This is a genomic window from Salinimicrobium gaetbulicola (assembly GCF_042676025.1).
GTDB lineage: Bacteria > Bacteroidota > Bacteroidia > Flavobacteriales > Flavobacteriaceae > Salinimicrobium > Salinimicrobium gaetbulicola.
Genome location: NZ_JBHTJP010000032.1, coordinates 776,866 through 802,518 on the forward strand (window position 1 = coordinate 776,866; position 25,653 = coordinate 802,518).

21 protein-coding genes are annotated in these 25,653 nt (G+C 41.4%); 7 read left to right on the forward strand and 14 right to left on the reverse strand.

Annotated elements, in window-relative coordinates:
- Window positions 1–9: 9 nt before the first annotated feature.
- The 3 genes from ACFQ1G_RS05075 to yidC all read left to right on the forward strand — a co-directional run bounded on the left by ACFQ1G_RS05075 (window position 10) and on the right by yidC (window position 3,922).
- Window positions 10–243 carry a DUF3820 family protein gene (locus tag ACFQ1G_RS05075; RefSeq protein WP_380737244.1) on the forward strand — a complete coding sequence of 78 codons (234 nt, stop codon included), beginning with the start codon at window positions 10–12 and terminating at the stop codon, window positions 241–243.
- 131 nt (window positions 244–374) lie between these two features.
- Window positions 375–2,012 (forward strand): CTP synthase, encoded by a 1,638-nt coding sequence (locus ACFQ1G_RS05080; protein ID WP_380737246.1) that lies wholly within the window; start codon window positions 375–377, stop codon window positions 2,010–2,012.
- A 71-nt stretch (window positions 2,013–2,083) separates the two neighbouring features.
- Complete coding sequence (gene yidC / locus ACFQ1G_RS05085; protein ID WP_380737248.1) at window positions 2,084–3,922, forward strand: membrane protein insertase YidC; 1,839 nt, start codon at window positions 2,084–2,086, stop codon at window positions 3,920–3,922.
- Window positions 3,923–4,002: 80 nt separating this feature from the next.
- On the opposite strand, the gene ACFQ1G_RS05090 is transcribed toward yidC, so the two are convergent.
- Window positions 4,003–4,980 (reverse strand): fasciclin domain-containing protein, encoded by a 978-nt coding sequence (locus tag ACFQ1G_RS05090; RefSeq protein WP_380737250.1) that lies wholly within the window; start codon window positions 4,978–4,980, stop codon window positions 4,003–4,005.
- Between the two features lie 343 nt (window positions 4,981–5,323).
- On the opposite strand from ACFQ1G_RS05090, the gene ACFQ1G_RS05095 reads away from it, so the two are divergent.
- The 4 genes from ACFQ1G_RS05095 to ACFQ1G_RS05110 all read left to right on the forward strand — a co-directional run bounded on the left by ACFQ1G_RS05095 (window position 5,324) and on the right by ACFQ1G_RS05110 (window position 8,574).
- Entirely contained in the window at window positions 5,324–5,710 is a 387-nt protein-coding gene (locus tag ACFQ1G_RS05095; protein WP_380737252.1) for a lipocalin family protein, read from the forward strand.
- 142 nt (window positions 5,711–5,852) lie between these two features.
- Entirely contained in the window at window positions 5,853–6,272 is a 420-nt protein-coding gene (locus ACFQ1G_RS05100) for a lipocalin family protein (RefSeq protein ID WP_380737254.1), read from the forward strand.
- 159 nt (window positions 6,273–6,431) lie between these two features.
- Window positions 6,432–7,619 carry a tRNA 2-thiouridine(34) synthase MnmA gene (gene mnmA, locus ACFQ1G_RS05105; RefSeq protein ID WP_380737256.1) on the forward strand — a complete coding sequence of 396 codons (1,188 nt, stop codon included), beginning with the start codon at window positions 6,432–6,434 and terminating at the stop codon, window positions 7,617–7,619.
- A 13-nt stretch (window positions 7,620–7,632) separates the two neighbouring features.
- Window positions 7,633–8,574 (forward strand): NAD(P)H-dependent flavin oxidoreductase, encoded by a 942-nt coding sequence (locus tag ACFQ1G_RS05110; protein WP_380737258.1) that lies wholly within the window; start codon window positions 7,633–7,635, stop codon window positions 8,572–8,574.
- On the opposite strand, the gene ACFQ1G_RS05115 is transcribed toward ACFQ1G_RS05110, so the two are convergent.
- From ACFQ1G_RS05115 to ACFQ1G_RS05175, 13 genes are all read right to left on the reverse strand, one after another.
- The gene (locus ACFQ1G_RS05115) at window positions 8,571–9,044 is read right to left on the reverse strand and encodes a DUF922 domain-containing protein (RefSeq protein ID WP_380737260.1); all 474 of its coding nucleotides are present in this window, start codon (window positions 9,042–9,044) and stop codon (window positions 8,571–8,573) included. The genes ACFQ1G_RS05110 and ACFQ1G_RS05115 overlap by 4 nt on opposite strands.
- Window positions 9,045–9,151: 107 nt before the next feature.
- Window positions 9,152–9,559: an OsmC family protein gene (locus ACFQ1G_RS05120; RefSeq protein ID WP_380737262.1), complete on the reverse strand. Its 408-nt coding sequence runs from the start codon at window positions 9,557–9,559 to the stop codon at window positions 9,152–9,154.
- A gap of 3 nt (window positions 9,560–9,562) precedes the next feature.
- A complete protein-coding gene (locus ACFQ1G_RS05125) occupies window positions 9,563–11,467 on the reverse strand; it encodes a LysM peptidoglycan-binding domain-containing protein (protein WP_380737264.1) in 1,905 nt (634 codons plus the stop codon).
- Between the two features lie 11 nt (window positions 11,468–11,478).
- Window positions 11,479–13,008: a glutamine-hydrolyzing GMP synthase gene (gene guaA / locus ACFQ1G_RS05130; RefSeq protein WP_380737266.1), complete on the reverse strand. Its 1,530-nt coding sequence runs from the start codon at window positions 13,006–13,008 to the stop codon at window positions 11,479–11,481.
- Window positions 13,009–13,429: 421 nt separating this feature from the next.
- Window positions 13,430–14,806: a pyridoxal phosphate-dependent decarboxylase family protein gene (locus ACFQ1G_RS05135; protein ID WP_380737268.1), complete on the reverse strand. Its 1,377-nt coding sequence runs from the start codon at window positions 14,804–14,806 to the stop codon at window positions 13,430–13,432.
- 5 nt (window positions 14,807–14,811) lie between these two features.
- Complete coding sequence (bshC, locus tag ACFQ1G_RS05140) at window positions 14,812–16,428, reverse strand: bacillithiol biosynthesis cysteine-adding enzyme BshC (RefSeq protein WP_380737270.1); 1,617 nt, start codon at window positions 16,426–16,428, stop codon at window positions 14,812–14,814.
- Between the two features lie 127 nt (window positions 16,429–16,555).
- Complete coding sequence (locus tag ACFQ1G_RS05145; protein ID WP_380737272.1) at window positions 16,556–19,777, reverse strand: VPS10 domain-containing protein; 3,222 nt, start codon at window positions 19,775–19,777, stop codon at window positions 16,556–16,558.
- A gap of 277 nt (window positions 19,778–20,054) precedes the next feature.
- The gene (gene phoU, locus ACFQ1G_RS05150; protein ID WP_380737273.1) at window positions 20,055–20,732 is read right to left on the reverse strand and encodes a phosphate signaling complex protein PhoU; all 678 of its coding nucleotides are present in this window, start codon (window positions 20,730–20,732) and stop codon (window positions 20,055–20,057) included.
- A gap of 11 nt (window positions 20,733–20,743) precedes the next feature.
- Window positions 20,744–21,544, reverse strand: coding sequence for a phosphate ABC transporter ATP-binding protein PstB (gene pstB, locus ACFQ1G_RS05155; protein WP_380737275.1), 801 nt, complete (start codon window positions 21,542–21,544; stop codon window positions 20,744–20,746).
- 10 nt (window positions 21,545–21,554) lie between these two features.
- Window positions 21,555–22,409, reverse strand: coding sequence for a phosphate ABC transporter permease PstA (gene pstA, locus ACFQ1G_RS05160; protein ID WP_380737276.1), 855 nt, complete (start codon window positions 22,407–22,409; stop codon window positions 21,555–21,557).
- On the reverse strand, window positions 22,402–23,280 hold the full coding sequence (pstC, locus tag ACFQ1G_RS05165) for a phosphate ABC transporter permease subunit PstC (RefSeq protein WP_380737278.1): 879 nt from the start codon (window positions 23,278–23,280) through the stop codon (window positions 22,402–22,404). The genes pstA and pstC overlap by 8 nt, the downstream gene beginning before the upstream one ends.
- Window positions 23,281–23,359: 79 nt before the next feature.
- Window positions 23,360–24,301: a PstS family phosphate ABC transporter substrate-binding protein gene (locus tag ACFQ1G_RS05170; RefSeq protein WP_380737280.1), complete on the reverse strand. Its 942-nt coding sequence runs from the start codon at window positions 24,299–24,301 to the stop codon at window positions 23,360–23,362.
- A 12-nt stretch (window positions 24,302–24,313) separates the two neighbouring features.
- Window positions 24,314–25,513, reverse strand: a complete 1,200-nt coding sequence (locus ACFQ1G_RS05175) for a porin (protein ID WP_380737282.1) — start codon at window positions 25,511–25,513, stop codon at window positions 24,314–24,316.
- Window positions 25,514–25,653 lie beyond the last annotated feature (140 nt).

Genomic DNA, 25,653 nt, shown 5'->3' on the forward strand with positions numbered 1-25,653 from the left:
CTTTGCGGCATGTATCCTCAACCAGACTATAAGGCCCTCATCGACCTGGCCCACGCTAAAATGTTCTTCGGAAAGTATAAAGGAAGATACCTTTCTGAACTTCCTGAATTCTATCTGGTCTGGTTCAGGCAGCAGGGATTTCCGAAGGGAAAATTAGGCGACCAGCTTCAGCAGGTGCTTGAAATGAAAGTAAATGGTATGGAGCAGATTTTGAGAACCATACGGCAGAAGTATCCGCGCTAGGTACTTCATCGCCTTGAGCCTTTAAAAGCCTTAAAGTTTTCATAACATATTCCCGCTTAGATGGTTTCTTTTTCTATTCTTCTTTGTATTTTAGCGCCCTGAATAAACAACGCAGCAAACACACTTTCATAATGGCCCAAACCAAGTATATTTTTGTCACCGGCGGCGTTTCCTCTTCCCTGGGAAAAGGAATTATAGCTGCATCTTTGGCGAAATTATTACAAGCGCGTGGTTATAAAACCACTATTCAGAAACTTGACCCCTACATTAATGTCGACCCCGGAACTTTGAATCCCTACGAACATGGGGAATGCTATGTTACCGAAGATGGAGCCGAGACAGATCTGGACCTGGGGCATTACGAACGTTTTCTGAACGTAAATACCTCACAGGCAAATAATGTCACCACCGGTAGAATTTACCAGAGCGTGATCGAAAAAGAACGCCGCGGGGAATTTCTTGGAAAAACGGTGCAGGTCGTTCCACACATTACTAATGAGATCAAGGAACGCATTCAGCAACTTGGCAAAAATCATGAGTATGACATTGTGATCACCGAAATAGGTGGTACTGTAGGTGACATTGAGTCACTTCCATATATTGAAGCAGTTCGTCAATTGAAATGGGAATTGGGTGATGATAACGCCCTTGTCATTCATTTGACCCTGGTTCCTTTCCTTTCTGCCGCAGGTGAATTAAAGACAAAACCTACTCAACACAGCGTTAAAACGTTGATGGAAAGCGGGATCAAAGCAGATATCCTTGTTTGCCGTACAGAACATGAACTGTCTGACGATATTAGAAGAAAACTGGCACTTTTCTGCAACGTAAAGCAGGAGGCAGTGATACAGTCTATAGATGCTTCTACTATATATGATGTTCCAAATATGATGCTGGAGGAAGGTCTTGACAAAGTGACTTTAAAGAAACTGGCACTTTCAGATGAAACCTCTCCAAACCTAACCCATTGGAATGAATTTTTGAAGAGACATAAAAACCCGAAGTACGAAGTAACCATCGGGCTTATTGGAAAATATGTTGAACTGCAGGATTCTTATAAATCAATTCTGGAAGCTTTCATACATGCCGGAGCCGCAAACGAGGTTAAGGTCAATATTGAAAGCATTCATTCAGAATTCATAAATGACACCACCATACAGAACAAGATCTCCCATTTGGACGGGATCCTTGTCGCTCCCGGTTTTGGAGAACGAGGTGTGGAAGGTAAGATCGATGCCGTACGTTTTGCCAGAGAAAACAACTTACCGTTTTTGGGAATCTGCCTGGGAATGCAAATGGCTGTGATCGAATTTGCCAGAAACGTGCTCAAATTGAAAAATGCTAATTCCACCGAAATGGATCCAAATACTCCCCATCCTGTCATTGATTTGATGGAAGAACAAAAGGAGATCACCCATATGGGAGGAACCATGCGTTTAGGATCGTGGAAATGCTCTTTAAAGGAAGGCTCCATTGCTGAAAGTGTTTATGGAACCCGAGAAATCGCTGAAAGACACAGACATCGCTACGAATACAATAATAAATATGCTGATAAATTGGAAACTCAAGGAATGGTAAGCACCGGGATCAACCCTGACACAAAGTTGGTTGAGATCGTTGAAATTCCCGAGCATCCATGGTTTATTGGAGTACAGTATCACCCCGAATACAAGAGTACGGTAGCAAATCCGCACCCGTTATTTGTAGCTTTTGTAAAAGCAGCCAAAGAGTATTCAAAAAAGAAAAATGGTGCCAGCTTGGCACAATAACCGCAATTGGTCAGGAATTTGACTAAAGCACTGAAAGCGGAAAACACCGCATTATTTATTTATACCTTAAAATGGAAGAAAAAAAGTTAGACATCAATTCCCTCATCGGATTCGTTTTAATTGGAGGAATCCTGATCTGGATGTTGTACATGAATCAATCTGCTCCGGAAGAGATCACACCTGAAGGACAAACAGAACAGGTAGTAGACTCCCCGGAACCAACAATAGAACAACCTGAAACCAACCTGGCTGTGACAGATTCAGCTGCGGTGGCAGCTGCGCAAAGCAAGCTGGGAGCTTTCGGATATTCAGCTACTTTACCTTCAGCTTCAGAAAATACCACAACCGTTGAAAATGACCTTTTAGAACTAAAGATCGACAACAAGGGTGGTTATATTTCCGAAGCAAGACTGAAGAATTACAAGACTTACGACTCTATTCCGGTTTATCTCATAAAGGATGGAAACTCGGCTTTCAATATTAATTTCACTACAACTGACGGGCGAGTTCTGGATACTCAAAACATGTATTTTGAGCCTACGGTGACCAAAAATGGTGAAAACACAGTGGTCTCCATGAAATTGAAGGTTTCGCCAAACGAATATCTTGAATACCGATATGTACTGAAACCGGGCGACTATATGATGGACTTCAGTATTCGTTCTCAGGGATTAAATGATGTCTTCAATTCTACCAATCCTCTTACACTAGACTGGAAACTTAAGGGTTACAGACACGCCAAGAGTATTTCTTACGAAAACCGTTACACTGAAATTATTTACGAATATGGCGGAGGTGACGATGATTATGTAACCGATGGAGATGATGAAGAGGAAGATGTTACATATGTTGCCTACAAGCAGCACTTCTTTACCTCCATTCTTCTTACCGACACTCCTTTTGAAACCGGTAAATTCGTTTCCAAGAATTTGGTAGATGATGAAGAAGTAGATACTGTTTACACTAAATCATTTGCCTCTACGCTTCCACTTCAGCTTAAAGGTGGAGAGTTAAATTACAACATGAACTGGTATTATGGTCCAAGTGATTACCAGATCCTTAATAATTACGACCGTAACCTTGACGAAGTGATGCCACTTGGATGGGGAATTTTCGGATGGATAAATAAGCATATTTTCATTCCGTTCTTCGGGTTTTTAAGTTCATTCCTGCCAAGCTATGGTATTGCCATTATAGTAATGACCATTGTGGTACGTATCGTTCTTTCACCGGTAACTTATAAATCTTACTTAAGTCAGGCTAAGATGAAGGTTTTAAGACCTGAGATCACTGAACTTAATGAGAAGTTTAAGGATAACCCTATGAAGAAGCAGCAGGAAACAATGAAGCTGTACAGTAAAGCGGGAGCCAGCCCAATGAGTGGTTGTTTACCGGCCTTGATGCAGATCCCGGTTTTCTACGCCTTATTCCAGTTTTTCCCAAGCGCATTCCAGTTAAGGCAAAAAGGATTTCTGTGGGCTGATGACCTTTCCAGTTATGATACAATTGCAGAACTTCCGTTCACAATTCCATTTTATGGAGATCACGTAAGTCTCTTCCCGATTCTTGCTTCTATCGCTATTTTCATTTATATGATGATGACCACGGGGCAGAATATGCAGAGTCAGCAACCGGGAATGCCTAACATGAAATTCATCATGTACCTATCTCCGCTAATGATGTTATTCTTCTTTAATAACTACGCGAGTGGACTGTCTCTTTATTATTTCACTTCTAACATGATTACGATAGGTATCATGTTAGTGATCAAAAACTTCATCATTGATGAAGATAAGATCCACGCCAAGATTCAGGAGAATAAAAAGAAACCAAAGAAACAAGGAAAATTTGCCAGGAAGATGCAGGAGATGATGGAACAGGCAGAGCAACAGAAGAAAGGAAAGAAATAAGAATTTCTTAAATATATTAAATCGAAAAGCCCGGCAAAACCGGGCTTTTCTCCTTCAACAACTTACTCAAACCTAGCAAATCAGAGTTCGGGTAATAACACAGTGTCCAGTACATGTATCACTCCATTATTGGCCTGCACATCTGCAGCAATAACGGTTGATGTTCTGCCGTTGGCATCTGTGATGGTAACATCATCTCCCAGGTTTACAGTGAAAGATTGATTTGCTAAAGTTGGAACTTCCATGCCATCTGTAAGATCTGTTGATCTAACATTAGCATTCGCTACGACATGGTAGCTTAAAGTTGCCGCAAGGACTTCTGTTGAAATATCATCTAAGCTGGAAACTTCCAGTTCTTCCAATAAAGCTATAAAAGCATCATTGGTGGGGGCAAAAACTGTAAAGGGGGCTGGATCTGAAGTTGCCATTAAGGTTTCAACAAATGTAAAGTCTTCTTCTCGTGTAAGAGCAGCGACCAGAATTTCAAACGACGGATCAGCCAGTGCGAAGGTTGTAATATCAGGAAGACCTATCACCGCATCCACGGCGTGAATTACTCCATTATCTACTTCTACATTTGGAGTTACAACATTCGACACACCGTTTATGGTTACTCCGTCTACAGTACTTATGTACATGCTCAAATTTTCACCGGAAGCGCTTCCCACGGCCTGACTTTCAATATATCCTGTGGTAAGGTCAGAAGACATAATCACCCCGGGTTGAACATGGTTTAATAATACCTGTCTTAAAGCCGGAACAGGGACTTCGTCCAGAGAAGCAAAACCATTGGCCTCCAAAAATGCTGCAAAAGCATCATTATCCGGAGCAAATACAGTGTAATTCGCTGTGCCGTCCAGAGTAGCTGTTAGGTCTGCGACTTCAAGAGCAGCCAGTAAAGATGTGTAGTTCTCATTGCCGGCCACAAAGTCGGCAATAGTTACGGTAACTTCCGGTTCAGGAGTCACCATTGCATCATCGTCATCACTACATGCTGTGAAGGATAGGAATAGAATTCCCATTGCAGTGATCTTTGCTAAGTTTAATAAAGTTTTCATAAGAATAGATTTAAATTATGATTCAAATATAAACCATAAACCAACTACATGATGTTTAAATTTAGTTAAATTTAATTAAACAATAAATTATTTAGGCAATTAGATAGGATTCATATGTTTAAACTTGAAAAAATATTTTAAAACATTTTGATATTTCACAGCTTAGAATTAGAAGAAATGAACAATTAGGACATTTTCATCCAAATTGCAAAAAATGCGCTCTAAAATTGAATTTTATACAAATCCATTTAAAAATTAACAGATAAAAACTTATTTTTATGATAATCAGAGAATTACAACTGATCAAAATGTTTAACTTTAATTGGACCAAAAAAAAGTAATTATGAAAAAGTATGTTGTATTCCTGTTATTGATCGGAGTATTTAGTTTTTCCGGATGTAATAATGATGATGACGGAGGACGCGAAGATCCTATTATAGGTGATTGGATTTTAACAGATGTAACCCCGGCTGTGATTGATATTAATTGCCCAAATGACACTACTATAAGTATAAATGGAGATAGTACGGTGCAATCTTCCTTCTATCTACAAGAAAATAATTGTAACCTGCAGCAAGAAACCGGTTCCTGGACATATAATGGAGGTTCTTCCTATACCATTGAGTTCCCCGAGTTAGGAGACGTACAGGGAACCACAAGTTTCACGGAGACAGACACCTTCACCTTCACTACAGAAGGTGCGGTTCTTACTTTCGAGCGCTTGCTTTAGACTCAAAAAATCTTCTGTATAGAGATAGCAGCCTCCTGCTATCTCTTATTTTTTTGGGATACATTTAAGAATTGATATTTGGCGCAGTCAAACTTAATTATGAATTTTCCTTACTTAATCTACTAACCATAATCTACCTATTATGAAACTACTTAAAAAACACCTTATTCTCCTTTTGGTAACCGGATTGTTCTCGCTTAGCTCCTGTAGCAGTGATGATGGCGACACCGAATCTAATACGGTCATTGGGACATGGACACTCGTTGAAATAAATCCCACTGCCTGGGATCTAGAAGAGTGCCCAGATAAACCATTAATCACTTTTAATGATGATGATACTGCAGATTGGGTTCTTTATTCCCAGAACAACAATTGCGAAGGACAAACAGATGAAGCAACCTGGAAAAAAATATCAGCAACAGAGTACTCTATAACCATACCTGAGCAAGGCACTTTTGAGGGCACAGTTACTTTTGAAAGTTCTCAGAAATTCACATTCGATACATTTTATAAACTCGATGCCTCTACTAGTATTCCTGTTCGGTTAACTTTTCAAATGTAAATTTTAAAAGTATTTAAAATCAAAAAAGCGGCCCGAATGGCCGCTTTTTTGATTTTTGACCGAGTGTTTACCGATCCGGAAGACTTCTTGAAACTGGCATATTTTATGTATTTTTGCCATCAAATAATTAGTACGTCAAAAGGCGTTTTTTGAAGGTTTATGAAACGAGTAGTTGTAGGTTTATCGGGTGGAGTAGATTCAAGTGTCGCGGCATATTTGCTGAAAGAACAGGGTTATGAAGTAATAGGCCTGTTCATGAAGAACTGGCATGATGACTCTGTGACCATCTCCAAGGAATGCCCCTGGCTGGATGATTCAAATGACGCTATGCTGGTTGCCGAAAAACTGGGCATCCCTTTCCAGACCGTAGATCTTAGTGAGGAATACAAGGAGCGTATTGTGGACTACATGTTCAACGAATATGAAAAAGGTCGAACTCCAAATCCGGACGTGCTCTGCAACCGAGAGATCAAATTTGACGTCTTCATGAAGATCGCGCTTTCCTTAGGTGCAGATTATGTTGCTACAGGGCATTATTGCCGCAAAAGCGAAACCAAAGTGAATGGGGAACCTGTTTACCAGCTTCTCTCCGGAAAAGATCAAAATAAGGACCAGTCCTATTTTCTGTGTCAATTATCCCAGGAGCAACTTTCCAAAACTTTGTTCCCAATTGGAGAACTTCAGAAAAGTGAGGTCAGGAAAATTGCCGCGGAACAAGATCTTGTTACTGCCGAAAAAAAGGATTCCCAGGGACTTTGCTTTATCGGAAAAGTTCGTCTTCCGGAATTTCTTCAGCAGAAACTTCAGCCAAAAGAAGGTGCTATTGTGGAGATCGATGCTTCCGAAGAAATATACCAGAACGAAACTCCATCTTTCAGCAATAAGATTGAAGAGCTAGAATTTTTATCAAGCAAATATCAGTACGACCCAAAAGACGGAAAGATCGTGGGCAAACATCAGGGAGCGCATTACTTTACAAAAGGACAGCGAAAAGGACTGGCAGTGGGAGGAACACCAGAGCCACTTTTCGTGATTGAGACCAGTGTGGAAGACAATGTCATATATACCGGACAGGGAAAAGACCACCCCGGAATTTATCGCCGCGCTCTTTTAATTTCTCCGGAAGAAACCCATTGGGTAAGACCCGATCTAAAAATTGAGAACGGGGAAGAAATGAAAGTCCAGGCAAGGATCAGATACCGTCAACCTTTACAGGAGGCTACCCTTCACCAGACTGAAAAAGGTCTATATGTTGTTTTTGAAAAACCTCAAGCTTCGATAACCGAAGGACAATTCGTCGCCTGGCACCTTGATGATGAACTCATTGGTTCTGGCGTGATATCTTAAAAAAACTATTTGAATGGCAAACAGAATTACCCAACTCTTCGACATAAAATACCCTATTATCCAGGCAGGAATGATCTGGGCGAGCGGATGGAAACTCGCAAGTGCAGTAAGTAATGAAGGAGGTCTGGGAATTATTGGTGCCGGATCCATGTACCCCGATGTACTAAGGGAGCATATTCAAAAATGTAAAAAAGCGACCGATAAACCTTTCGCAGTTAATGTTCCAATGCTCTACCCTAACCTGGAAGAGATCATGGAGATCATTATTGACGAAGACGTAAAGATCGTATTTACCTCAGCCGGTAATCCCAAAACATGGACCTCTCACCTTCAGGAAAGAGGGATCAAAGTAGTCCACGTGGTAAGTAGTGTGAAGTTTGCTCTTAAAGCCGAACAGGCCGGTGTAGACGCTGTGGTGGCCGAAGGTTTTGAAGCGGGAGGACATAACGGCAGGGATGAAACGACCACTTTCACCCTGATCCCCATGGTTAAGGAAAAGATACAGATCCCATTGATAGCCGCAGGAGGCATCGCCACAGGTCGAGGAATGTTAGCGGCGATGGTACTGGGAGCAGATGCCGTACAGGTAGGTAGTAGGTTCGTTGCAAGCCACGAAGCTTCTTCTCACCAGGCTTTCAAAGATATGGTCGTAAAGGCACAGGAAGGAGATACGATTCTCACCTTAAAAGAGCTCGCCCCGGTAAGGCTTCTCAAAAATCGCTTTTTTGAACAGATCACAGAGCTTTATTCAAAAAACCCTTCTAAAGAAGAACTTATAGAACTTCTAGGGAGAGCGAGGGCCAAAAAGGGCATGTTTGAGGGAGATCTTGAGGAAGGGGAATTGGAGATCGGGCAGATAGCCGGACTCATCCATGATATTAAACCGGCAGCTGAGATCTTACAGGAGATGATGAGGGAATTTCACGAAGCCAAAGCCGAGGTTGCCTCCCTTTAATCGGAAAAAGCATCTAATTTTTTAAGTTCAGAATTTATAAAGGCTTTCCATTTTTTCTGAGCCTGGTAATTCTGACTATGATCTGTTTCCCGGTCATACCGCTCCTGCATTTGCTTTCGGGAGAATTCGACATCCCGGTAGATCTTTTCAAGCTCCCTTTTGATCTTGTGCTGCTCAGGAAGCTTATAATCCTCCATGGCTTTTTTAAGTTTTCGGGCATGTAGTTCGGTAATATCAAAGTGCAATTGCTCGTGAGACAATAGTTCCCTTGATATTTTATCGGGTTTCACCCAGGAAAGGTCGGGATAAAAATAGGTTTTTACATTAAACAGGAAATCGGTCTGCATTTCAGAAGACCTTAAAGACCAGGAATAAGATATTCCGGAATTGGTATTCGCATCAAAAAGATTTTCAGGCTCCGGAGCACCTTTAAAATCATCCCAGGTCAAAGATTCTTCCTGCCAGATCATTTTATTTTCCGGTAACTGCGAAAAACCTTTAGCAACCGCTAACATCAAAAAACAAAAACTAAAAATCCAGCTTTTCATCTGTAAATCACACCAAAAAATGGACCGTGCTAGTTAGTTGGGTAAATAAAATTAATATTCAGTTCAATTTCCGGATGCAGACTGTATAACACAGGGCAGGTTTTCGCTGCACGCTCTAAAATGGTCTGTTGCTTTTCAGTATATACTTCAGGAAAATTTACCACCACTTTGATTTTCGAAATTCGTCGGGGATCAGAAGCCATAGTTTTAGTTACTTCCGCAAAAGCACCTTCAACATTTAATTTATGATCCCTGGCCTTGATCCCGATTATGGTAAACATACAACCGGCAAGTGCAGTAGCCACCGTATCTGTAGGAGAAAAAGCCTCTCCTTTTCCTTCATTATCAACAGGTGCATCTGTTATAAAATTGGCAGAACTTTGCAGATGTTCACATTCCGTTCTTAAGTTCCCGAGATAAGTTACTTTGGAAGTCATGATCTATCTAACAACTTTTAGGTTAAGATCCCTGTCATATGCCATTATATAGATAGCCTTATTTTGGTAACCTCCGGAAAGTTTTGTCTCATAATTGAATTTATTCTCAACGTACTGAGTTGTCCCTTCTTCATTAAGTGAACTATACAGATCTTCTGAAGATGCTAGTCTTAATAATAAGTCATAGGTCACATCAAACCCTCGAACAGCGTACGTATTTGGAACCACTCCGTATTTCTTTACGTATTTATTAATGAAGGCGCTATTTTCAGCAGTATACACACGGTCTACTGAGGGATAATGAAATGAAAGTTTACCTAAGTGATTATTTGATATATTATCACTGTCAAAAGAGTTGTTTTTATCTGTGGTCATTAAAGTGACCTTATACTTATCTACCAGGGAATTCAAATAAGAAGTTGTATTGCTTAACACCCCGATCTTGGTCGCTTCCAGGATGACCCAGTTAGGCTTGCCTTCTACCAATGCAGCCATAAGCTCTTCCTGATCAATAAAACTTCCTTCTTTAGGATCCACGATCTTAGCCGAAGGGAAAAAGCTCATCAATTCTCTCTTTTTGTCTGCAGATGCGGCATCAGCAATGATGACCAAATTCTTTCCTTCCGCATTCTCTGATATAAACGAGATCATTGCCTGGGTCAACATTTCATCGGTAGGCCTTGCCTGCAAGAAATTACCCAGTGAGTTTACCTGCTTATTTGTAAGCGGGGAAATTACAGGAACATTTTTGAACTGTAATGCAGAAGCAGCAGCCTCAGCTGTGGATTGAAGGATAGGACCTATCACTACATCTGTATTGCTGAAATCATTTGAATTGATGATCGCGTGAACTTTTCCTGCGCTCTGTTGCGTGTCATAAGTATTTACACGTGTTGAGATCCCTATATTCTTCGCTGAATCGACAGCCATCAAAACTCCACTGTAGAAATCCAAAGAGATTTGAAGCACCCTGTCTTTTTTGATCCTTTCGGTTGAATTATTGGAAGTATCGGTCTTTACAACCTTATCCAGATTAAAAGGCAGCATGACAGCCACATTCTTGGTATCAAAGTTCGAGAGGCGTCTTTCAAGATTTACGATCTCCTCAGCTTCAAATTCCAAAGTTTCCGGTACCTCCTTGTTCGGGATCTTTAAGACCATCCCCGACTTTAGCCCATCGGCCAGAGCAGGGTTCAACGTTACCAGCGAATCTCTGCTAATTCCGAAACGACGGGTAAGGCTGAACAAGGTCTCCTGCGGTTTTACCATATAGTATTTGAAAAGGTCACCCTCAACATCCACTACTTTTTCCACATTTCCATTTCTCACCTTCAGCACCATTCCCGGTTGCAGGCTCTCCAAATTCGGATTAAGACGTTGCAGATCGGCAATAGTAATGTTGTATTTCCTGGAAATCCCGTATAAAGTTTCCTTCGGAAGCACCACGTGCTCCTTCAATGTAAGATCTAAAGGATTCGACAAAGACGGATTTTCAGCAATTTGCTCCTCCCTGGTCTTCGGTAAATTGATTGGTATTTGAATGCGCTCTCCTTTGCGAAGCTCTTCAGAATAGAGGTGCTTATTATATCGCTTGATATCGTCAATACTAACATTATATTGTTGCGAAAGGCTAAAAAGCGTCTCCTTTCTTTTCACCCTGTGGGTTTCAAATTTTATATTTTCTGAAACACGTTCTCCAGAAACGGGAACTACCAATTTTGTGTTGGGAGAAATCCCCTTTCGGGCATCAGGATTATATTTAAAAATTGTCTCTTCGGTTGTGTTGTATTTCCTGGCAATTTCTGCAGTAGTCTCACCTCGCTTTACAATGTGATACTTGAATTGCTGCGCCATCACAGGAACAGTCAACATTTGAAAAAACAGAAAAAGAACAATTATTTGCTTCATAAATAAGTTTTTTATTCCCACTCAATGGTAGCCGGGGGTTTAGAGCTTATATCATACACTACCCTGTTAACGCCTTTTACACGGTTTATTATTGTATTGGACGTCTTTTGTAAAAATTCATACGGAAGGTTTACCCAGTCGGCAGTCATTCCGTCGGTTGATTCAACCGCTCGTAAAGCGACCACTTTTTCATAAGTTCTTTCGTCTCCCATCACTCCCACTGAATTCACCGGTAGCAGAATCGCTCCTGCCTGCCAAACTTTATCATATAGCATCCATTCCTTCAATCCTTCAATAAAAATGGCATCTACCTCCTGAAGCACACGGACTTTTTCCGCGGTAATATCTCCAAGTATTCTGATTGCCAATCCAGGTCCCGGAAATGGATGTCTTCCCAATAATTCCTTGTCAATCCCCATTTCAGCACCTACGCGACGAACCTCATCTTTAAACAACATTCTTAAAGGCTCCACCACTTTTAGCTTCATAAAATCAGGTAACCCACCTACATTGTGATGGGACTTAATAGTAGCCGACGGACCATTTACAGAGATAGATTCGATCACATCTGGATAAATCGTTCCCTGGGCCAAATATTTTACTTCCTGGATCAAGTGAGCCTCATCATCAAAAACCTCGATAAAGGTCTTACCAATGGCCTTTCTCTTCCCTTCAGGGTCTGAGATACCAGCGAGGGCATCCAAAAAACGTGCCGAAGCATCGACTCCCTTTACGTTCAAGCCCATGTGCTTGTATTGATCCAGCACACTTTCAAACTCTCCTTTTCTCAGTAATCCGTTGTTAACGAAGATACAGTACAGGTTCTTCCCAATGGCTTTATGCAGCAACACGGCTGCAACGGTAGAATCCACACCGCCACTTAAACCTAGTACTACTTTATCATCCCCGATCTTCTCCTTAAGATCTGCTACGGTCATATCCACAAATGCTTCAGGCGTCCACTCCTGCTCAACTTTTGCGATCTTCACAAGGAAATTCTCAAGCAGTTGCTTTCCGTCGGTAGAATGATATACTTCAGGATGGAATTGGATGGCATAGGTATCTTCTCCATCTATTCTGTAAGCTGCGTTCAATACATCAGGTGTACTGGCGAGTCTCACCCCATTTTCAGGCAATTCCTTGATGGTATCACTATGGCTCATCCAAACCTGTGAATTCTCATTAATGTCCTCGAACAGCAATTCTTCAGCTTTGATCACCGAAAGATTAGCCCGGCCATATTCTCTTATTTCTGAAGCTTCCACTTTTCCGCCGTTGAAATGAGCCAGGTATTGAGCTCCATAGCAAACAGCCAATAAAGGCACCTCTTTCCGGATGCCGGATAGGTCAGGATGCGGTGCATTTTCTCCTCTCACCGAAAAAGGACTTCCGGAAAGTATTACCGCTTTAAAAGTTGAAATATCTTTTGGAGGATTGTTGAATGGATGAATTTCACAGTAAATATTGAGCTCTCTCACTCTACGCGCGATCAATTGCGTATACTGCGAACCAAAGTCTAGGATAAGTACGTTGTTTTGCATGTGCAAAAATAGGAATTTGAGGCAATTTTCCTTGTCACAGGAAAAGAAATTCCAAGTTAATTAAATCCTATTAAAGTCGGGTGAAGAATGAGACCTTAACGTTCCTCTTCACTTTTAGCCGAAACAGAGAGCTCACGAGCGATAATCTCCTTATTCTCCCGAATGCTTATTCTGGTCTTTACCAAAAGAAAAATTGATATCGAACAAAGAATGAATGCGACAATGAAGAAAAGTAATTCCAAGTAGGATCTTATGATTTAAGTTCCTCCAAATATCGGGATAAATAGACGAAGTGAGAAATTTAATCGACTAAATACACCTTTTTGGATGAAAACTTATCCACAATCAAAACCCTTTAAAAAAAATCAAGTGCCCACTGAAGAATTTCAGCCCAAAAAGTCAATTAAAATGCGCCTTCATTTTAATTCATTGTTGCCAGGATCACATCGATATCTTCTTCGGTGGTTTCAGGATTGATAAAGCAAAAACGGGAAATAGTTTCATAGCCCGATTCTCCTTTCCACTTGGTAGGAGTCACGAGGGCCAAACCGCTCTTGTGATTACGGTAAGTCCAGTCGCGATAATCTTCGGCCGTCCAGCCCTTTCTTCTGAAAAGCACGACTGAAAGACTCGCCGGCCTAACCAGTTCCAGGTTATCAGCTTCCTCGATCTTTTTTGCAGCGATCTGTGCCAGTTCGATCCCTCTTTCAATAGAATCCCTGTATTTATCTGTTCCGTGCATAGCGAGCGAAAACCAAAGAGGCATCCCTCGTAATCTTCGGGTAAGCTGAATTTGATAATCAGCCGGATTAAAGCCCTCTGCTCCTGGCTCCTTGAAAATTTCAAGATAGGAACCTTTCTGGGAGTGAGCTTCCGCAGCAAGGGCCATATTCTTATAGATCACCGCTCCGCAATCATAAGGTGAAAAAAGCCATTTATGCGGATCAATGGTAATACTGTCTGCCTGTTCGATACCGTTGAATAAATGCCTCACCGAAGGAGCCGCCAAAGCACCTCCTCCATAAGCTGCGTCAACATGGAACCAGATATCTTCCCTTTGGCATACCTTTGCTATCGAATCCAGTTCATCAATGATTCCGGCATTGGTCGTTCCGCCTGTAGCCACAACTGCAAACAATCGCTTTCTGTCTTTTTCTTCCAACTCCTCTATTGCCGACTCTAAGGCATGACCACGCAGGTTTTCATCCTGGCAGTCGATCATCACAACATCTGCATCCATTACTTTTGCCATTGCCTGAATCGAGGAATGTGCGCCATTAGAAGTGAGCAATAAAGCCCTAACCCCAATATTATCACTGCTCTTTTTTCTCCAGGCTTCCCTGGCCGCAACCATTGCAGAAAGGTTTGCCGCCGTTCCACCACTGGTAAATACTCCAAATGAATCTTTAGGAAGACCTGTAAGGGAGACCAGCCATTTCATGGCCTGATTTTCACAAAAGATCCCACCTGCCCCTTCCATCCAGTATGCGCCATGAATACTGGAAGCCGAGGTAACAAGGTCGAACATGATTGCCGCACGAGTGGGTGCTGCCGGTACGAAGGCCAAATGTCGCGGATGGTCAATAGGCACGGTCGCCTTCACCAAAACATCCCTGAACATATTGAATGCCACTTCACCCCCAATTCCCTTTGGCGTAATGGTTTCTCCAATTTCTTCAAAAAGATCCTCTTCTTTTCTTGGAACCCCCAGTTCGGGCGTAACATTAGAAATTCGGTCAATGGTATATTTCATTACATCCAGTGTCATCTCTACCAGATCAATGTCTATTTTGTGCATTTTATTCATAGGGAAAGGATATCAAATTTTAACTCTAGGGGTTTTAAATTCTGAATTAGAGTCGGTATTAGGTCATTGCCATATTCCAGGTAGAATTCTGAAAAATTACTTTGTCGCTCCTGTAAACTCTTATTAGGGAACAGTTCATTTTGGAGATCTGCGATCCTGGAAACCTCATCCTGAAGCTTTCTTTTCTGAGCCTTAAGAAGACGTTGTTCCAGGTTTTCCAAACCTTTTAATTGTTTTACTTCCTGTGCTTTTACGGCTCCTAAAAAGGATTTTTCTGTTTGATCTGCCAGATCATACAGTTCCTGAAATTGCTTTACCAAATGCTCTTTTTGAGGAGTAAAATCAATATTTATATTCGAGATCTGTCGCACCTTTCGGTTGATCAATTCATGGTTTTTCAGGAAAAGCTCCGGAAGGGAAATATTCAGTTTTTTTCTTTTCTCGTCCTGCTTTTCGGTTTGAAGCAATGCTGAATTCCGAAGTAATAAGACAGGGAAAGGAATTTCCACTTTTTGAAAATACTCTTTTAATTCGAACCAGTAAGCCAGTTCTCCCCCTCCACCAATGTAACAAAGGTTAGGTAGGATCACCTCCTGATAAAGCGGACGCATGATCACATTAGGACTGAACTTTTCAGGTTCATTTTCCAGCAGCTTCAAAAGTTCTTCTATAGTCCAGGAAATCTTCTTTTCGTGAACAAAATATTCCCCATCCTTTTCAATAATGCGTTCTCTCAAGCCCTTATCCAGGTAAAAAAGATTGATCTCTCTTGGATTCACCTGGACACTGAAACCTTCTTTTTCGAGAGCTTCCATTTTTGAACGGGTCGTGTTATAGGAAGTCTGTTCCAGAAGTTCCTGTTTCATAAAAGGAACAAAAAGCTGCTTTAGATCCCGATCATTGGCATCAATGATCACCAGGCCGTAATCCTTGAAAAGCTCGTTTGCAAGGTACCGAGTGGCATCGGCAAGATTATCGTTCTCCAGATATGCTTTTTTAAACCACTCTTTTAATTGATTCGCATTGGTGGAATTTCCAATTTCCGCGGAAAAAAGTTCGAAAACATTTTCCAGTCCGGCATTGGTCAATTCTCCCACTGCCCCGCCGGCTTCTTCGGAAGCAGGTGGATTCCACTGGAATTTCTTTCCGTGAAGATTAAAAAAACTAATCTCTTCGAAATCATGATCTTCTGAAGCCATCCAGTAGACCGGCACAAAATTATTCTCAGGATTTTTAGCTTTCAGTTCCTTTGCCAGGTTAATAACCGAAACGATCTTGTACAGAAAATAAAGCGGCCCTGTAAAAAGGTTTAACTGGTGTCCCGTAGTGACCGTAAAGGTGTTATCCTCCTTTAAAAGATTAATATTCTTGTGTGTTTCTTCTGAAACTTCCAGCTGAGAATATTGCTTTTCGAGACTTTGAACAAGGATCTCTCTATTTTTTCCGTCGGAGGTATTAAAAGATCTTCCCTTCTCATCTATCTGCTCTTTAAAATTATCAATGACAGGATAGCGATGGTAGAATTGCTTAACATTCTCTTTTTCCTCTATATAATCATTGATCAGGGATGAAAAATAGTTGGTTTCCCGGTAGGATAGAGAATGTTTCTGCATAGAAATAAATTTTAGCAAATATACAACTATGCCAGTTGGCAGTAAAATATGAAAAAAGGTTATTAGTCCTTTTTTAATTCTTGCCTAATAAAAAAAGCCCGGCAAGTTGCCGGGCTCCATTTTCATCTTATTCCAGGGTAAATAATTTCACCTCTTTAAAAGGGGAATATTCTACCTTTTCCATTCTATTTCTGTAATCCGGCCAATCTTCCTCAAAGAAAGTATTGGTCTCCTTAATGGCGTTTTGCAATTCTGTTTCGGCCTGGGAGATCAATTGTTTTTCGGTGCCGGTGATGCCCTGCGGCCTGGTTGATATATAATTACTTGCCAAAACCAATCTGTTTACCACATTCATTTCCCTGCTGCGCACAATTCCTTGGCGTTCATCTACCTTCCCGAGATAAAGTTCTAATGTCTGGTCAATCTTTTTGATCACCTGTTTAGAAGCTTCGATCGCATCTTTATATGTTTCCTTATCCGCTTTTTTCAAACGGGAACTAAGCTCCTCGGCTGTATTTTTACTTTGCACCAGTTGTTTTACAGCATCGGCTGCCAGCTGCATTTTATCCTCCAGTTCCTTTTCTGCAGCATAAGTTTCATTAATAGCCGCTTCGGAAACGGAAAGACGAGGATCATTTTCAACTTTGATCTCCCCTTTAGAAGTCAGATCTTTATAGGTCATCTCAATTTTATAGGTACCCGGCTTCACATTTACACCACCCGGCTCATTCTTCCGCTCCTTTATTTCACGGGAAGGGCTGTCAACTCCCTTTTCCCTGAGATACCAGCGAACAGTAAAAATTCCGGAAGAATCAGGTGCCTTGGTCTTTAAGGTTCTAATCTGGCGTTCGCCGTCAAAGATCTTTACGATCACCGAGTCAACTTTGTTTTCCGCTTCTTTCTTCTCTTCGGAAACAGTGTCTTTCTTAACCTCAACATCTTTTCCGGCTTTCATTTCCGGCTTAAAAAAGTATTTTATGTGAGCTCCTCTTGCCCGATTTTCTCCACTGTAGGTAGCATCTGCTCCAAACCTGGACCCGGATGGTTGTTGAAAAGAAGCTAAATAAGCCGTTTTTGAGGGGATCAACTGAAGCACTTTTTTTCCTTCAGTTGTCAGATCTTGCTGAATTTCCTGGTTTCCGGCCAGTTCTCGCAAGGGGTTGATATCATCAAGTATCCAGAAAGATCTTCCGAAGGTGCCAATGACAAGGTCATCTTCTCTCGGGTGGATCACAAGATCTTTTACAGGAACAGTAGGAAAACCGTTGGTGTATTTTTCCCAATTACTTCCATTGTCCAGGGAAATATACAGACCGTCATCTGTTCCCAGGAACAGCAAATTAGGGTTCCGGGTGTCCTGGACTATGGCAAGGGTATAGCTTAAAACGTCATTTTCGTCCACTATTCTTTCCCAGGACTTTCCGTAGTTTTTGGTTCTGTATACATACGGCGTGTAATCAAACCTCCTGTAATTATTTGCCACCAGTAAGGCTTCTCCTTGATTTTTTGAAGATGCCTTGATCTGAGCTATCCAGCTTCCTTCCGGAAGGCCTTTCAGGTTCTTTGAAACATCGGTCCAGTTTTCACCTCCGTTACGGGTATAGAATACCTTGCCATCATCAGATCCTGTCCACAGTATGCCTTTTTCCGCAGGGCTTGGCTCGATAACCAAAATGGTAGTGTGATTCTCTGCTCCCGTCGCGTCAATAGTAAGACCTCCACTATCCATTTGCTTCTGTTTGGCAGGATCATTAGTGGTAAGGTCAGGAGAAATGACTTCCCAGGTCAGGCCTTCGTCGGTCGATTTATGAACGTACTGACTTCCGAAGTAAATGGTGTTATTATCAAACGGATCGATATTAATTGCGGAGTTCCAGTTAAACCTCAACTGCACATCAGGATTTGGATGCGTGGGTCTAACCGAATAATTATTCCCGGTAACCCAGTCATACCTGCTAACATATCCCTGCTGACTCATGGTCCAGCCGGACTGATTATTATCCGGATCGGGCACAACATCAAATCCATCCCCGAAAGAGATCTCCTGCCAGTAAGAATTGCGGATTCCCTGTGCTTTGAGCACATAGGCGGGACCTCTCCAGCTTCCGTTATCCTGCATTCCTCCATACACATTATAAGGGTATTCATTATCCACCGCCACGTGGTAGAACTGGCCAACCGGAAGATTTTCCACGAAGCGCCATGTTTTCCCTCCATCGCGGGTGATATTCAAACCACCGTCATTCCCATCCATCATAAAATCAGGATTATTGGGATGAATGTACCAGGCATGATGATCTGGGTGCACTCCATTATCTACTCCATAAGCAGGCATTAGTTGTTGAAAGCTCTTACCCCCATCTTCAGAAACATTCACATAGGTAAACAGGCTATAGATCCTGTTCTCATTGTCGGGTGCCACATAGATCTCGGCATAATAGAAAGGTCTGCCACCAATCTCATTGGTATTGTCATTGATCATCACCCAGTTTTCACCGCCATCATCAGAACGATACAAAGCATTTTTATCAGACTCTACATAGGCATACACTCTATTAGGGTCACTCGGAGCTATTGCAAGTCCCATTCTTCCAAGATCTCCTTCCGGAAGTCCGTTTTTGGAAGTGATCTCTTTCCAGTTCTCGCCTCCGTCATACGTGATATACATTCCGGAACCCGGGCCTCCGGAATGAAAGAACCAGGGATCTCTTTTGTGCTCCCACATGGCCGCTATAAGTTTGTTCGGGTTGGTTGGATCCATAACCAATTCTGCTGCACCACTACGATCATTTGTAAAAAGAATCTTTTCCCAGCTTTTCCCGCCATCTGTGGTTTTATAAACTCCCCGTTCTGAATGTTCGCCCCATGGAGAACCGATCGCAGCGGCATAAACTGTGTTGGGATCTGTAGGATCAATGATCACCCGGTAAATATGACGCGTATTTTCAAGGCCCATACTCTTCCAGGTTCTTCCGCCATCAAGGGATTTATAGATCCCATATCCGCCGTTCAGACTATTACGGGGATTTCCTTCCCCTGTTCCAACCCATACTACGGAAGGATTGGATTGCTGAATAGCAACCGAACCGATCGAAGCTGTAGGCTGATCTTCAAAAATAGGTTCCCAGGTCACGCCTCCCGAAGTAGATTTCCACAACCCACCTGAAGCTGAACCTGCATAGATAATATCAGGGTTAGCGGTAACCGCATCTATTGCGGTGATCCGGCCACTCATTCCGGCAGGCCCGATATTTCGGGGTTCCATATTCTTCACAAGTGACAGATCCAGTTTTTGACCGGATACTAAAAATGGTATGGCAAAAAATACCATTAACAAGATACGTTTCATAGTTGGTGCTTAAGTTTTAAAAGGCGGAAGTTAAGAAATTTCACTGCTATCTCATCTACAGGAGGAACTGCACTACAATTCAAAAAACAATCAGAAACAAGTTTCACTAACCTGTATTTAGAAGGTTATGAAACCAACTTTGATATTAAAGATGGTGGATTTTTAATCAATGTAAAGATTCAATACTTCTCTATAAGTGGTTGGTTAAAAATCAGAAATTTAAAAAAGGCTGCCAAATGGCAGCCTTTTTTAATTCTATCACTGTTTTTCAAAGGTATTATCCTCTATTTACTTTCTTCTTTTTCTGGTGTTTCAAAACCTCTGCCTCTCTGAAGAAAATTATTTCTTCGGCGATATTAGTGATAAGATCCCCTATCCTTTCCAGTTTCTTGATCACAGAAAATAACAATAAGAATTGATCGATAAGCTTCGGATCTTTTTGAACTTCTTCAGAAATGATCGAGAAAGACTTCATATTAATCTCATTCAGGGTCTTGTCTTTTTTAAAGACCTTTCTGGCTATCTTGGTATCAACTTCAATATAGGCATCGGTAATATCTTCCAGCATGGAAAGCGTAGCCTCGAACATTTCCTTTACCCTCATTCTCTCAAGAAGACGTTCCTCGATTGGGGTGTTTACCTCTATAATATATTTGGAAATACCAAAAGCATGATCCCCTATTCTTTCAAGGTCAAAATTTATTTTCCGAAGAGCCAGCACAAAACGAAGGTCACTGGCTACCGGATTATGCAAAGCTATAAACCTCTCACAATCGCGATCGATCTTAAGATCCAGTGCGTTCACCCTGTTTTCTGTATGAAGCACTTCTTCGGCCAGGTCATTATCGTGGTTAAAGAAAGCCTCACGGGCATTTTCCAATTGTTTTTCACAAAGCCGAAGCATCTCCAGCCCTGTTTGATTTAATCCTTCTCTATGTTGGTCTAAACTTATCATAACTTACAATTTTATCCGAATCTTCCGGTGATGTAATTTTCTGTTTGTTGTTTCTCCGGATTGGTAAATAATTTTTTCGATTTGTCGTATTCGATCAATTCCCCCAGATAGAAAAATGCTGTGTAATCACTTACCCTACCTGCCTGTTGCATGTTATGCGTTACGATTACGATGGTATATTTCTCTTTCAGCTCATAAATAAGCTCCTCGATCTTGGCTGTGGAAAGCGGATCAAGAGCCGAGGTTGGCTCATCCATCAATAATATGGAAGGTTCAACCGCCAGGGCTCTCGCAATACATAGTCTCTGTTGCTGTCCACCGGAAAGTGCCAGGGCAGACTTATTCAGATCATCCTTGACCTCATCCCACAATGCCACATCTTTTAGAGACTCGACGACTTTCTTCTCCAAAAATTTCTTATCCTTAATACCTTGTATTTTCAGTCCGTAAGCTACATTCTCATAAATAGATTTAGGAAAAGGATTTGGTTTTTGAAAAACCATCCCCACCTGCTTTCGTAACTGCTCAACATTGACATTCTTTTTATAAATATCCTCTCCGTCAATCTTGATTTTTCCTTCCATCCGGAAACCGTCCACATAGTCGTTCATGCGATTAAATAACCTCAAAAAAGTGGATTTACCACAACCTGAAGGGCCAATGAAAGCAGTAACCTTATTTGCTCTGATCTTCATATCGATACCTTTGATCGCCTTGAAATCATCATAATACACATTGACTCCTTTAGCCTGAAGCTTATGTTTCTTTTTGATAGATTTATCTATCACCTCTTCTTTTTTATTCTGGCTCATGAAAGCTAATTTATTTAAATTTTTTCTGCCACTTGTTTCTAAAATAAACCGCGACCCCGTTCATCAAGAAAGTGATTAACAGCAATATAATAATACCAGCGGCGGCATTGACCTCAAATCCGTGTTGAGGGCGTGATATCCAGTTAAAGATCTGTATTGGTAAGACCGAAAACTCATCCATAGGTGAGGAAGGAGCAAACGGCACATATGCCAGGGCACCTATAACGATCAAAGGAGCGGTTTCTCCCACAGCTCTGGAAAGAGCCAGGATCACACCGGTAAGAATACCTCCAGATGAGGCGGGCAACAACTGCCGTGATACGGTTTGCCACTTAGAGGCTCCTAATGCATAAGAAGCATCGCGTATTGATTTAGGCACCGCTTTTAAAGCTTCCCGGGTGGAAACAATTACAATAGGCAGAATTAGTAAGGCCAAAGTAAAACTACCAGCCAGAACACTAGATCCCATCTGTATGATTCGAACAAAAATTTCCAGCCCCAGAAGTCCGTATATTATCGATGGAACCCCTGCAAGGTTAGATATATTAATCTCCAATAAGTTCGCCAGTTTACCTTTTTTCGCATATTCTTCCAAATAGATCGCGGCGGCTATTCCAACCGGCAGCGCAATGATCGTGGTAAGAACAAGGATCCACACACTTCCCATCAAAGCTGTCCAGATACCCGCTCTTTCAGCTTTCCGGGAGGGAAGATTGGTAATGAACTCCCAATCGATCCTTTGTATACCATCAATCAATATCGATCCGATAAAAATTGCTAAAAGAACAATTCCCAGGAGGGTACAGAAAATTCCCCAGATCTTAAAAGCCTTATCCTTATACCTGTTCTTTTTAATCCTATTCATACTTCTCCCTGAATTTTTTCCTTATTTGATAACTGATAGTATTTAAGAGGAACGTGAATATAAATAACGTGATCCCCGCAGCAAAAATGGTCCTGTATTCCAGGGAACCGTGCTGCACGTCACCAAGACTCACCTGCACAATATAGGCTGTGATGGTTTCTACCGGCACAGTAGGATCAAATGTTAGCCTGGGCTGTTGACCCGCCGCGATCGCAACGATCATGGTTTCCCCTATCGCCCTTGAAATAGCCAGGATCACAGAAACTATGATCCCCGATGATGCTGCAGGCACTAAGATCCTGAATGAATTCTGCAGCTTGGTAGATCCCATTCCATATCCTGCTTCTCTTAATGAATTTGGCACCGCATGCAGCGCATCCTCACTCAAAGAAGAGATGAACGGAATGATCATTATTCCCATAACGAGTCCGGCCGATAAGGAGTTGAATCCCGAAAGTCCCGGAATAAAGGATTGTAAAAACGGAGTAACTACAGTAAGGGCAAAGAAACCATAAACTACAGTTGGTACTGCTGCCAATAATTCTAATGCCGGTTTTATAGTTCTTCTGAAACTTTTGGGGGCATATTCACTAATGTAAATACTAATTGAAAGCCCCACAGGCACTGCAAAAGCGATCGCTATAAAGGAAGTCAATAGCGTACCTGACAATAAAGGCAATATCCCAAAGTGCTTATCGCTGAATAAAGGAGTCCATTCTGGATCTGTAAGAAAATCTATTATTGAAACCTCACTAAAAAAATTAAAGGCCTCTAATGACAAAACCAGAATAATTCCTACTGTAACAGCAATTGTGACCAGAGCACTGGACAACAAGGTCTTTTCAATTACCGTTTCTTTTAATTTTCGCATAGGTAAGAATCCATTATACAGGAAACCCGGGACCTTTACAGATACCGGTTTCCCATATGGTGTATATTACTATTGGTAATTATTTCTTAGGCTGATGTTTCTCTACAAAAGCAGCAAAATTTTCTTTCTGCTCCTTGTATTCAGCATCTGTCAACGGCACATAACCTACATCCTTTAATAACGATGGCGCCTCGTCAAGATAAAAATTAATGAAATCCACCACTTTTGGGTTATTCTTTACAGATGAACTGTTCACATAGACAAACAATGGTCTTGAAAGTGGAGCGTAGCTACCGTCACTCACCGTTTGGGTAGATGGCTCAACACATCCTTCTCCTCCATCTACTGCCACCATTCTTAGCTTATCACTGTTTTCTTCAAAATAAGCCAATCCGAAAAATCCAAGTCCGTATTTATCTCCTGAAACTCCCTGAACAAGTACGTTATCATCTTCACTTGCCGTGTAATCTCCTCTACTGCTACCGCTTTCTCCCACAACAGCTTCCGTGAAGTAATCAAATGTACCAGAGGCTACTCCAGGACCAAAAAGGTGAATTTCTTCATCAGGCCATTCCGGGTTGATCTGGTTCCATCTGGTGATATTTCCCTGGGCACCAGGCTCCCATAATTTCTTCAGTTGCTCAACGGTGATACAATCTACCCAGTCATTTTCAGGGTTAACTACTACTGCAAGCCCGTCATAAGCAACTTCAAGTTCTAAATAGTCAATATCGTTCTGCTCTGCAATTGCCTTTTCATTCTCTTTGATAGGTCTGGAAGCATTCGAAATATCAGTCTCTCCCCTTCCAAATTTCTTAAAACCACCACCGGTTCCTGAAACTCCTATCGTAACATCTACTTCGGGATCTACAGCTCTGAATTCTTCAGCAATAGCTTCAGTCACAGGATAAACTGTACTTGACCCGTCAATGTTTATTGAGGAAGTCCCTTTATCTTTTTTGTTATTTCCGCAGGAGGCCAAAGAAAGCGTTACGGCAGTAATTAGAATCAATTTTTTCATAGTTGGTTTATTTTAGAATTGTAGTTCGAATTGCAATCTGTAAAGTAGACCATCATTAAAATTACGATTTAAATCGGTATAACTTAAATCTGTCTGCACTTTAAGCTTATGCTTAACAATATATTTAGATAATGCCAGGGTGTATTGATTTTCAACCACATTTGAGATCTGATCATCGAGATCAATACTGGTATATCGACCTACGATTTGATAATTATTTGGGAATAAATACCCAGCCTGTAAGTTAAGTGCATCTCCAATATTCACTTCATCTCCTGTAAGACTTCCGTCTGAATTTCTTGCAAAAGCATTATCAGCAGAACGGTGAGCATATTCTCCCATCATAGATATACCTTTATATTTGAACATGGCATCCAGGAAGAAAGTAGAAACATCTGTTTTGAAGAAACCTTCGTCATTCTCCATATAAGAACCGGCTGTAGAACGTGTTTTCACAGCATCATTGTTGAAGGAGTAACTGGCTCCTACAGCTAATTTTGGAGTCTCTTCACGAGCGAAATCTGCTCCCGAGTAATCATCAAAATCTCCAAAAGGAAGCACTTCTAAACGACCTACATAATGGTGACCTCCCAGGTTCCCTGAAGTAATATTTCGGCCCTCTCCCTGACTGACTGAAACAGCTTCTCTAACAATAAAATCATTACCCAAGTCAAAGGAATGCCTTAGTTGCAACCCGGTTTCCCTGTCAATATTAAATCTACTGTTCAACAGAGATCTGTCCACGGTTTCAAGACTTCCTGATGATATCACCCGTTCCCTGTTCCCGGGTAGCTTCGTCTGACCAACCCAAAGTTCAAAGTTCTCATAGAAGTTCCACATTACTACCGCATCTAAAATATAGCGCGGAGCATCACTGGTAAATTCTGAACCACCAGATATATCGCGGTTAGAAAGTCCTAATTCGATCTTATATTTTAATTTAGGAGAATAAGCAAAACCTTTGAATTTTAGTCTTGCACGTCTAACCATCATGTTCGTTTCTGCATCGCTCCAATCTCCTGTTTCCGGAATATCCCAATCAGAAGTAAATAAAGACTGCATTCTCACGGTGAAGTTCGCACTATAAGAACTATCCTTCGCAACAGTATTAAAGAGTCCTTTTCCGAACTTGCTTTCTGTGACATCCTGAGCCTGAGCAGTAAACGAGGTCATCAAGATCAATATTACTATTAAGCTTTTTTGAAATTTCATAGTGTTCTTTGTTTTTGTCGATGCAAATAACCTATTCTAATGTTAACTGAATGTTACCAACAAGTTATTTGTAAGTAAAAAGGCCACCTGGCCGGGATAACCTCTTGTTCATACACCTAAATGACAACAAGTAAGAATAT